This is a genomic window from Actinophytocola gossypii, from assembly GCF_025165815.1.
In the GTDB taxonomy this organism is placed as follows: domain Bacteria; phylum Actinomycetota; class Actinomycetes; order Mycobacteriales; family Pseudonocardiaceae; genus Actinophytocola; species Actinophytocola gossypii.
This window is the reverse complement of record NZ_JAFFZE010000038.1, coordinates 1-9,816: the sequence shown is the minus strand read 5'-3', so window position 1 is coordinate 9,816 and position 9,816 is coordinate 1. Positions and strand designations below refer to the sequence as shown.

The 9,816-nt window shown below is 71.1% G+C and carries 8 protein-coding genes and 1 pseudogene; 6 read left to right on the top strand and 3 right to left on the bottom strand.

The window, feature by feature from the left end:
* Together JT362_RS35180 and JT362_RS35175 are read right to left on the bottom strand one after the other, a co-directional pair.
* On the bottom strand, positions 1-1,744 hold a 1,744-nt coding region (locus JT362_RS35180), incomplete at its 3' end, for a type I polyketide synthase (protein WP_311202793.1).
* A 23-nt stretch (positions 1,745-1,767) separates the two neighbouring features.
* Entirely contained in the window at positions 1,768-3,150 is a 1,383-nt protein-coding gene (locus JT362_RS35175) for an NAD(P)/FAD-dependent oxidoreductase (RefSeq protein ID WP_260196287.1), read from the bottom strand.
* Between the two features lie 133 nt (positions 3,151-3,283).
* Here JT362_RS35175 and JT362_RS35170 point away from each other — a divergent pair, with 133 nt between their 5' ends.
* Genes JT362_RS35170 through JT362_RS35150 form a run of 5 tightly spaced genes read left to right on the top strand, consistent with a single transcriptional unit; the run spans position 3,284 to position 7,325 of the window.
* Positions 3,284-4,039 carry an O-methyltransferase gene (locus tag JT362_RS35170; protein WP_260196286.1) on the top strand — a complete coding sequence of 252 codons (756 nt, stop codon included), beginning with the start codon at positions 3,284-3,286 and terminating at the stop codon, positions 4,037-4,039.
* Positions 4,036-4,884 (top strand): 3-hydroxyacyl-CoA dehydrogenase family protein, encoded by an 849-nt coding sequence (locus JT362_RS35165; RefSeq protein ID WP_260196285.1) that lies wholly within the window; start codon positions 4,036-4,038, stop codon positions 4,882-4,884. The genes JT362_RS35170 and JT362_RS35165 overlap by 4 nt, the downstream gene beginning before the upstream one ends.
* Positions 4,881-5,147, top strand: coding sequence for an acyl carrier protein (locus tag JT362_RS35160; RefSeq protein WP_260196284.1), 267 nt, complete (start codon positions 4,881-4,883; stop codon positions 5,145-5,147). Before JT362_RS35165 ends, JT362_RS35160 begins: the two co-directional genes overlap by 4 nt.
* Positions 5,140-6,246: an acyl-CoA dehydrogenase family protein gene (locus JT362_RS35155; protein WP_260196283.1), complete on the top strand. Its 1,107-nt coding sequence runs from the start codon at positions 5,140-5,142 to the stop codon at positions 6,244-6,246. The genes JT362_RS35160 and JT362_RS35155 overlap by 8 nt, the downstream gene beginning before the upstream one ends.
* Positions 6,243-7,325 carry an HAD-IIIC family phosphatase gene (locus JT362_RS35150; protein ID WP_260196282.1) on the top strand — a complete coding sequence of 361 codons (1,083 nt, stop codon included), beginning with the start codon at positions 6,243-6,245 and terminating at the stop codon, positions 7,323-7,325. Before JT362_RS35155 ends, JT362_RS35150 begins: the two co-directional genes overlap by 4 nt.
* Here the strand turns inward: JT362_RS35150 and JT362_RS35145 are convergent.
* Positions 7,322-7,843, bottom strand: coding sequence for a hypothetical protein (locus tag JT362_RS35145; RefSeq protein ID WP_260196281.1), 522 nt, complete (start codon positions 7,841-7,843; stop codon positions 7,322-7,324). The two genes, JT362_RS35150 and JT362_RS35145, sit on opposite strands and share 4 nt — an antisense overlap.
* A 223-nt stretch (positions 7,844-8,066) precedes the next feature.
* On the opposite strand from JT362_RS35145, the pseudogene JT362_RS35140 reads away from it, so the two are divergent.
* A pseudogene (locus JT362_RS35140) lies at positions 8,067-9,816 on the top strand (type I polyketide synthase); the annotation flags it as partial.

Genomic DNA, 9,816 nt, shown 5'->3' with positions numbered 1-9,816 from the left:
CCAACGCCGACGCCACCTCACCGGGATCCACATCCGGGTGGGCGCGCACCCAGTCCCGCAACCGGCGAACCTGACCCGCCAGCGCCTCAGGCGAACGAGCCGACACCGACCACACCACCGGCCCCGAGACGGTCGAGCTGGGGGTCTCCTCCTGCGGTGGCTGCTCGATGATCACGTGCGCGTTCGTTCCACTGGCCCCGAACGCCGAGATCCCCGCCCGGCGAGGACGCTCCACCGCAGGCCAGTCACGCGCCTCGGTCAACAACTCGACCGCGCCGGCGGACCAGTCCACCTTCGGTGTCGGCTCGTCAACGTGCAGGGTCGCGGGCAGGCGCCCGTGCCGCATCGCCATGATCATTTTGATCAGGCCGGCCGCGCCGGCGGCTCCCTGGGTGTGGCCGATGTTGGACTTGACCGACCCCAGCCACAGGGGCTCGTCCCGCCCCTGGCCGTAGGTGGCGAGGAGCGCCTGCGCCTCGATCGGGTCGCCCAACACGGTCCCGGTGCCGTGCGCCTCGACCGCGTCCACGTCGGCGACCGACAGGCCCGCGTTCGCCAACGCCGCCCGGATCACCCGTTCCTGCGACGGACCGTTCGGCGCGGTCAACCCGTTGGACGCACCGTCCTGGTTCACGGCCGAACCACGGACCACGGCCAACACCCGGTGCCCGTTCCGCCGCGCGTCCGACAGCCGCTCCAGCACCAGCACACCGACACCCTCGGCCCAGCCCGTGCCGTCCGCTCCGGCCGCGAACGACCGGCAGCGCCCGTCCGCGGACATGCCCTGCTGCCGGGAGAACTCCACGAACACGCTCGGCGTCGCGTTCACCGCCACCCCGCCGGCCACCGCCAGCGAACACTCACCGCGCCGCAGCGACTGCGCCGCCAGGTGCACCGCCACCAGCGACGACGAACACGCCGTGTCGACCGTCAACGCCGGACCCTCGAACCCGAACGAGTACGCCACCCGCCCGGACACCACGCTCCCGGCCGAGTTGATCCCCCAGTACCCCGCCAGCCCCCGATCCGCCCGCGACAGGTACCCGTAGTCCGACCCACACGCTCCGACGAACACCCCGCTGTCACTGCCCCGCAACGACGTCGGATCGATCCGCGCGTGCTCGATCGCCTCCCACACGCCCTCCAACAGCAACCGCTGCTGGGGGTCCATCGCCAACGCCTCACGCTGGTTCACGCCGAAGAACCCCGCGTCGAACCCCGCCACGTCCGCCACGAACCCGCCCGACCGCGCGATGCTCGACCCGGGGTCGCTCTGGTCCGCCAACGTCGCCAGGTCCCAGCCCCGGTCCGTCGGGAACCCCGACACGGCGTCCACCCCGGACGCCGCCAGCTCCCACAGCTCCTCCGCCGACGACACCCCGCCCGGGAACCGGCAGGACATCCCGACCACCGCGATGCCCTCGTCCGGGTTCACGTCGGACACGACAGGCACCTCAGGCGACGGGTCGTCGTCCGGCGCGATCCGGCTCACCAGGTAACGGGCCACCGCCGCCGGGTTCGGGTGGTCGAACAGCAGGGTCAGCGGCAGCTCCAGGCCGGTCGCCTGGGACAGCATCTCGGTCAGCAGGACGGCCGCCATCGAGTTGTAGCCGTAGTCCTGGTAGGCGCGCTCCGGTTCGACCGACTCCTTGTCCTGGCCGATCAACGCAGCCGTCTCCGCGCGCACCAGGTCGAGGGTCACGGCGTACTTCTCGGCCGGCGACAGCCCGTCCAGAGACAGCATGAGGCGCTCCTTCCTCGAAGGGATCAGAAGATCTGCGCGCGGACCAGGTGCGGGTACCGGTCCTGCACCGCCAGCGCCCTGGTCACCACCTTGCTGCCCAGGAACGCGATCGGCTCCGGCGGGAAGCCCCGCTCCTTGCCGTTGACGAACAGCAGGTTCGTGTAGACGCTGTCCCGACCCAGGATCAGGTCACGCAGCGACTTCGACGCGGTGTGCGTCACCGAGATCCCGTTGCCGCAGTAGCCGTGCGCGTAGAACACCCCGTCGCCCGCGCTGCCGACGTGCGGCACCATCTCGCGGGTGATCGCGACACAGCCGCCGTAGGTGTGGCTGAACGGGATGTCCCGCCACTGCGGGAAGTACCGGGACAGCACCCCGCGCAGCGCGGCCGTCGCCGCCGGGCTGTCGATGTGCCGGCTCTCGTCCATGTCGCGGCCGTAGTGGTAGTTCGCGCGGCCGCCACCGAACAGCAGCCGGTTCTCCGCGGTCAGCCTGCCGAACACGATGAAGTTGCCCGCCTCGACGAAACCCTCGCGGTCTGGCCAGTGCACCTGCGCGAGCTCCCGGTCGGTCAGCGGCCGGGTGACGGCCGCGTAGCTCCACACCGGAACGACCTTGCGCCGCATGGCCGCGAACTGGTGCTGGTAGGCGTTCGTGGCCAGCAGCACCTTGGGCGCGGTCACCCTGGCGTACGGGGTTGTCAGTACGTGCCCGCCGGCCGCCCGGCGCATCGCGGTCACCGTCGTCGACTCGTGGATGTGCACGCCGAGGTCCCGCACCACGCGGAACAGGCCGCGGGCGAGCTTGTGCGGGTTGATCAGCGAACCGCCGACCTCGAACGCACCGACGATCGCGGGGGAGTCGACCCGCTCCCTGGCGTCCGCGGCGCCGAGCAGTTCGATCGACTGCTGCCCGCCGAGCTGTTCGATCAGGTCGAGGTCGCGCTCCAGCAACCGCAGCTGGTTGCGGTTGGACGCCACCTGCAGGTAGCCGGTCGGCTCCAGCTCGGCGTCCACCTCGTACTTGCGGCAGAACCGGCGCAGCTCCAGCATCGACCGGCCGACCATCGAGTAGGCGAGCTTCGCCCGCTCGGTGCCGAACCGGTGGATCAGCGCGCTCAGGCTGTGCCCGATCGTCGGGGTCATGAACCCGTCGTTGTGCCCGGACGCGCCCGCGCCGGCGTACTCCGCCTCCAGGACGTGGATCTCCAGGGACGGGTCGGCCTGCTTGAGGTAGAACGCCGTCCACAGCCCGGTGTAGCCGCCGCCGATGATGGCCACGTCGCAGTGCACGTCCTCGCGCAGTGCCGGGCCGGCCGTCACCGGTTCGGTGTCCCGCCAGTAGATCTCGTGCTTGACGGGGACGTTCGCCGGTGCGTCGGTCAAGGCGTTCGCGGTCTCGGTCACTTGCCGCCTCCTCGAGCACAAATCAACAATGGGGTTCGAGAATTCTTCGAGTGGACCGCTAGATCGTGTCGACCGGCGGCGATGGAATCGAACGCTACCGCAAATCTCCCGGCGTCGGGAGATTCGCTGACGGGTGGCCGACCCGCTGCGGGGAACCATATGCTCGCCATTCGGTGTGGGTCCCACACATTTCCCACAGAAAGGGGGCGCCGTGGCGAACCAGCTCGATGTCTCCGCCGAGCTGCTGGCCTACGTCCGGCGGGTCTCGCTGCGCGACGATGAGGTGCTCCGCGACCTCCGCGAGGTCACCGCCGAGCTCCCGGGCGGAGAGAAACTCCTGGTCATGCCGGAGGAAGGGCAACTGCTCGGGCTGCTGGCCGGGCTCTGCGGAGCGCGTCGCGTCGTCGATGTCGGCACGTTCACCGGATACAGCGCCCTGTGTCTGGCCCGCGCTCTCCCGGCCGACGGAACTGTCGTCACCTGTGATATCCGCGAGCGCTGGTCGACGATCGCTCGAGAACACTGGAAACTTGCGGAGGTCGCCGATCGAATCGACTTCCGAATCGGCGACGCCAAACAGGTGCTCGCCGATCTACTCACCGAGTTCGGCGCGGAATCCGTCGACCTCGCGTTCATCGATGCGGACAAGTCCGGTTATCGCGACTACTACGAGGCCGCGCTGCGCCTGATCCGCCCCGGCGGCCTGGTCGTGGTCGACAACACGCTCCTGTTCGGCCGGGTCGTCGACCAGGCGGCACAGGACGCGGACACCGTCGCGGTCCGCGCGCTGAACGAACTCCTCCACGCCGACGACCGCGTGGACATCGTGCTGCTCCCGATGGGGGACGGCATCACCCTGGCCAGGAAGAAGCAACGGGAGACCCGATGACACGTCGAATCACCGTGCTCGGTGCCGGGGTCATGGGCACCGGCATCACCACGCTCGCGCTCGCTCACGGCATCCCGGTCACGCTCGTCGACCTCGAGACCGCCGTGCTGGACCGCGCCCGGGCGTCGGTCGGCCGGCAGTTGCGGCACGCCCAACTCCTCGGCGCCGCACCGGACGTGCCACCGGGCGAGCTGACCACCAGCACCTCCGCCGCCGACTGCGCCGGATCGATCGCGGTGATCGAGGCCATCAGCGAGCACGCCGAGCAGAAGGACAAGATCCTGCGCGAGGTGTCCGGCATCGTCGACCCGGGCACGGTGATCGTGTCGAACACGTCCGGCATCCCGATCGACGAGCTGGCGGCGTCGGTGGAACGGCCGGACGAGCTGGTCGGCATCCACTTCATGAACCCGCCGTACCTGATCACGATGGTCGAGATCGCGCGTGGCCCGCGCACCAGCGACCGCACCATGGAGTCGGTGCGTGATCTGCTGAACCTGGTGAACCGCCGCGGGATCGCGGTCCGCGACGCGCCCGGCTTCGTCACCAGCCGCCTGCTCCACCCGATGATCAACAACGCCGCGCGCATCGTCGGTGAGGGCGTCGCCGACGCCGCCGAGGTCGACGAGCTGATGGCCGGCTGCCTCGGCCACCCCACCGGCCCACTGCGCACCGCCGACCTGATCGGCCTCGACAACCTCGCCGACTCGCTGTTCGCCCTGCACGAGCGGCTCGGCGACCCGCAGTTCCTGCCGTGCGAGCAGCTGCTCGACCACGTCCGGGCCGGCCGCCTCGGCCGCAAGTCCGGCTCCGGCTTCTACGAGTACGAGGAGATCACGCGATGACCACCGACCAGGCCGTCGACAGCGTCCCGTCGACGATCAGCTCCTACCTCGAGACCAAGGCCGGCGGGCCGGTCGAGCACGACGCCGACCTCGCCGCCGCCGGTGTGCTGACCTCCATGGTCGCCATGGAGATCGTCGTCTTCCTGGAGTCCACGTTCGGCATCTCGATCGTGGGCCGCGACCTGAAGCTCGACAACTTCCGCACCGTCGACAGCATGGCCGCCCTGGTGACCCGGCTCCGCGAGAACCGGGACAATGCCTGAGATCCTGCCCGCCGAGTACGACACCCTCCTCGCCGAGCACGCCGACACCTGGGACGCCGCCGGCGAGCTGCCGCACGACCTGCTGCGCGAGCTCGGCAAACGCGGCCTGCTCTGCGCCCAGGTCCCGACCGTCCACGGCGGACTCGAACTGGACAGCGGCACCAACGGCGAACTCACCGCACAGGTCGGCGCCCGGTGCAGCTCGACCCGCAGCGTCATGACCTCACAGGGCATGGCCGCCTGGGCGATCCAGCGGCTCGGCGACCCCGAGCAGCGGGCCACGTTCCTGCCTGACCTCGTCGGCGGGCAGCTCGCCGCCGTCGCGATGACCGAGCGGGACGCGGGCAGCGACCTGTCCGGCGTCGCCACCGAGATCACCCTCGACGGCGACACCGTCCTGGTCACCGGAGCCAAACGGTGGACGACCGCCGCCACCTACGCCGACCTGTTGGTGGTGTTCGGCCGGCACGACGACGGCGCCGCGGCGGTCGTGGTGCCGACCACCGCGCCGGGCGTCACGATCGAGCCGGTACCGACCCCGCTCGGCTGCCGCGCCGCCGGGCACGCGCACGTCGACCTGGACCGTGTCCGGGTGCCTGTCCGCAACGTCCTCGGCGGCGGCGGGCCGTCGCTGGCGCTGCTGGTCACCACCGCCCTCGCCTACGGGCGGATGTCGGTGGCCTGGGGCTGCGTCGGCATCCTGCGGGCCTGCCTGCGCGCCTCCACCGAGCACGCCGCCCGGCGCGAACAGGGCGGCAAACCGATCGCCGGCCACCAGCTCGTGGCCCGCCAGCTCGCCGACCTGTACGTCGCCGAGCGCGCCGCCACCCTGGCCTGCGAGCACGCCAGCGCCCGCTGGGACGCCCGCAGCCCGGACATGGTGATGGCCGGCGTGCTCGCCAAGTACACCAGCGCCCGGCACGCCGCCGCCGCGGGCGCGACCGCGGTGCAGATCCTCGCGTCCTGGGGCGCGGCCGACAGCGGTCCGGTCGCCCGCGCGTTCCGTGACGCGAAGCTGATGGAGATCATCGAGGGCACCAACGAGACCTGCCAGCTGCTGCTGGCCGAGCACGCGCTGACGGCAAGGAGCCTCCCGTGACGCACGTCAAGTGCCTGGTCTGGGACCTGGACAACACCCTGTGGAACGGCACCCTCCTGGAGGACGACCGGGTCGAGCTGGTTGACGGCGTACTCGACACGGTCAGGGCCCTCGACGAACGCGGCATCCTCCAATCGGTGGCCAGCAAGAACGACGCCGACCTCGCGCTGCGCCGGCTGACCGAGCTGGGCGTCGCCGACTACTTCGTACTGCCCAAGATCGGCTGGGGCCCGAAGTCCGACTCGGTGCGGGAGATCGCCGAGGAGCTGCGGTTCGCACCAGAGGCGGTCGCGTTCGTCGACGACCAGCCGCAGGAGCGGGCCGAGGTCGAGTTCGGGCTGCCGGCGGTGCGCTGCTACCCGGCCGAGCAGGCGGTGTCGCTGGCCGAGCTGCCCGAGTTCACCCCGACGACCGTCACCACCGACTCCCGCCGGCGTCGGCGGATGTACCAGGCCGGGTTCCGCCGCGACGCGGAGCGCGCCGCCTTCCGCGGCCCGGACCAGGAGTTCCTCCGCTCGCTGGAGCTGGAGATGACGATCGGCAAGGCCACCGGGCAGGAGCTCGGGCGGGTCGAGGAGCTGACCGTCCGCACCACCCAGATGAACACCACCGGCGTCTTCTACGCCGAGGACACCCTGCGCGGGATGATCGCGAACCCCGCGCACGAGGTGCTCACCGTGACCATCACCGACCGGTTCGGCCCGTACGGCGCGGTCGGGGTCGTGGTGCTGGACCGGCACCCGGACGCCTGGCACGTGAAGCTGCTGGCTACCTCGTGCCGGGTGGTGTCCCTCGGCGCTGGCGCGCTGGTGCTGAACTGGCTGGTCAACGAGGCGGAACGGGCCGGCGTGCACCTGCTCGCCGACTTCCGGCCGACCGAGCGCAACCGGATCATGGAGGTCACCTACCGGTTCGCCGGGTTCGAGGACGACCCCTGCGCGTGCGCCGGACCGCTGCCGGCCCAGGACGACGGCGTGCTGCGCCTGCACCTGACACCCGCGCCGCGCGAGCTGTCACCGGTGATCCGGCTGACCGCCGCCGACCTGTCCGAGCCGGCGCGGACGTCCGTCGCGAGCTAGGTGGTGACCTGGCAACCGCAGTTCGGGCACACGACGACGTCGACGGTGTCCTTCTTCTTCCTGGTCGTGGCGCGCCGGCCGCGGGCGCGGACCTCGTCGCGCAGGCCGCGCACGGACAGCTTGGTCCGCTCGGCGTGGGTCAGCAGGTCGTCCTGGTCGGCGGTGTCCAGTGCGGACACCTCGGCGTGGTGGCTCCAGGACAGCGCGGCCCGGCGCCGGTGCTGGGGGAACCGCGCGGCCACGTAGGCCATGTTCATCAGCGTCTGCGCGTCGTAGCCGGTGATGCGCGCGGCCCGCGAGTACTTCTCGCCGAACTTCGCGTTGCCGTAGTTCACCCAGTCGCCGATCCACCAGGCGATGCCCCGGCCGATCGACCCGAGTCGCTCGCCGTGCAGGATCCACTGCGCGCAGTCGAGTTCACCGGTTGGCTCCCAGGCGACGGCGCTCACGGTCGCCCGTTCCCGGAGCCAGGTCTGGGTACTTCCGGTCCGTACGGGACGGGTCAGCACGTGTGGCACTTGGTTCTCCTTGCCTCCGGCGCGTCCAGCTAGGCAGCGAAGCTACTCCGCGCGGCGGCCCGCTCCCGGGAGTCCGCTAACGGTCCTCGAGCAGGCTCCTACCGAGGCTCCGGCCGTCGATGCTGCCTCGACGGCCGGTCTCGGCGGGCTCGAAGAGTGCTGGTCGCGCCGTCCAGCGGCCATAAGCTCGGTCGGTCATCACCAGCTATCCCGGGGGTGCGCCATGACCGACGACAGCAAGGTGTTGTCCTACCTCAAGCGGGTGACCACCGAACTGCAGGAGACCAAGCAACGGCTCCGGCGGTCGGTCGACGCGGCGCGCGAGCCGATCGCGGTGGTGGGCCTGTCGTGCCGGTTCCCGGGCGGGGTGTCGGATCCGGAAGGATTGTGGCAGCTGGTCGAGTCCGAAGTGGACGCGGTGACGGAGTTCCCGGCGGATCGTGGCTGGGACCTGGAGTCCCTGTTCGATCCGGACCCGGACAACCCTGGGACGAGCTACACCCGGTCGGGTGGGTTCCTGGACGATGTGGCGGGGTTCGACGCGGGGTTCTTCGGGATCAACGCGCGTGAGGCGTTGGCGATGGACCCGCAGCAGCGGTTGCTGTTGGAGGGTGTGTGGGAGGCGTTCGAGGACGCGGGAATCGACCCGCACTCGGTGCGCGGCAACGAGGTTGGCGTGTTCGCCGGAGCGTCCACAACGGACTACAGCCACCTGTCGCACACGCGCTCGGACCTGGGTGGCTACTGGGGGATGGGTTCCTCGGGCAGTGTGGTGTCGGGGCGGGTGGCGTACTCGTTCGGGTTCGAGGGGCCGGCGCTGACCATCGACACGGCGTGCTCGTCGTCGTTGGTCGCCGTGCATCTGGCGGCGCAGTCGCTGCGGCGCGGTGAGTGCACGCTCGCCGTCGCCGGCGGCGTGACGGTGAACTCGACACCGAGCGTGTTCGTGGAGTTCTCCCGGCAGCGCGGACTGTCCGTGGACGGGCGGTGTCGTTCGTTCGCGGCCGGTGCGGACGGCACGGGCTGGTCCGAGGGCGTCGGCGTGCTGGTCCTGGAGCGCCTGTCCGACGCGCGCCGCAACGGGCACCGGGTCCTGGCTCTCGTGCGCGGTTCGGCGGTGAACCAGGACGGCGCGTCGAACGGGTTGACCGCGCCGAACGGGCCATCCCAGGAGCGGGTGATCCGGGCGGCCCTCGCCGACGCGGGGCTGTCCGCCGCTGACGTGGACGCGGTCGAGGCGCACGGCACCGGGACCGTGCTCGGCGACCCGATCGAGGCACAGGCATTGCTGGCGACGTACGGACAGGGGCGCGACGAGCCCCTGCGGTTGGGGTCGATCAAGTCCAACATCGGACACGCGCAGGCGGCGGCGGGTGCGGCCGGGCTGATCAAGATGATCATGGCGATGCGCCACGGCCGGTTGCCGGCCACGCTGCATGTGGACGCGCCGTCGCCCAAGGTGGACTGGTCGTCCGGCGCGGTGGAGCTGTTGACCGAGGCCCGCGACTGGCCAGCGGTGGAGCGGCCGTGGCGGGCCGGTGTCTCGTCGTTCGGGGCGAGCGGGACGAACGCGCACGTCATCGTCGAGCAGGCGCCGCCGGAGGAGGTGCCGTCGCCGGCGTCGGGTCCGGTGGTGTGGGCGGTGTCGGCGCGGACCGAGGACGCCCTCGCGGACCAGGTTCGCCGGCTGGAGGAGTGGGTGCGGGCTCACCCGGACGCGGCGCCCCAGGACGTGGCGGCGACGTTGTTCGGGCGGGCGGTGTTCGATCACCGCGCGGTGGCCGTCGGTGAGACCACTGAGGAGCTGCTGTCCGAACTCTCCCCTGGGGTGGTGGCCCGGTCGGGTCGGGTGGTGTTCGTGTTCCCGGGTCAGGGTGCGCAGTGGGCGGGGATGGCGGTGGAGCTGTTGGACACCTCGCCGGTGTTCGCACGGCGAATGGGGGAGTGTGCGGACGCGCTCGGCCCGTATCTGG